Here is a 655-nt window from a genome sequence, read left to right as displayed (position 1 = left end):
GATTTTCGGCGCGTCAGGTGCCAACATCCTCTGGGGTGGTCTGGGCAATGACACCGTGCAGGGCGGATCGGGCAATGACACGATCCATGGCGGCGGCAACGGCACCAATCAGCTGTTCGGCAATGACGGCAATGATCTGATCCATGCCGGGGCGGGCGGCGATTTCATCGGCGGCGGTGCGGGCAATGACACGATCCGGGGCGGGAACGGGGCCGATACGGTCTATGGCGGGCTGGGCAATGACAATATCGGCGGCGGCGCGGGGAATGACGTGATCTTCGCCTCGGGCGGTGCGAATTCCGTCTGGGGCGGGGCAGGCAATGACACGATCCATGGCGGGACCGGCCGCGATGTGATGAGCGGCGGGCCGGGCGCGGATGTCTTCGTCTTCGCCTCGGCGGCCCATATCGGCATCGGGGCGGGCCGTGACGTGATCACGGATTTCACCAGCGGCGTGGATGACATCGACCTGACGGCGCTGAACACGACGTTCAACGGCACGGGCGGGCTGGTCGGTGGCGGGCAGGCCTCGTTCTATCATTTCGCCGCCGGGGGTCTTTTGATCGGCGATCAGAACGGCGATGGCACGGCCGACTGGGTGCTGGAACTGACCGGCGCGCCAGGGGTCGGGGCGGGGGATTTCCTGCTGTAAGAC

The 655-nt window shown here is 66.3% G+C and carries 1 protein-coding gene; it reads left to right on the top strand.

Annotation, left to right across the window (positions count from 1 at the left end):
* A partial coding sequence (locus tag JL811_RS19885; protein WP_273542519.1) for a calcium-binding protein occupies window positions 1-652 on the top strand: 652 nt, incomplete at its 5' end.
* Between the last annotated feature and the right edge of the window lie 3 nt (window positions 653-655).

The organism is Szabonella alba, from assembly GCF_016765775.1.
GTDB classification, from domain to species: domain Bacteria; phylum Pseudomonadota; class Alphaproteobacteria; order Rhodobacterales; family Rhodobacteraceae; genus Szabonella; species Szabonella alba.
Note: the sequence above shows the minus strand (reverse complement) of the source record. Positions and strands in the feature narration are given on the sequence as shown.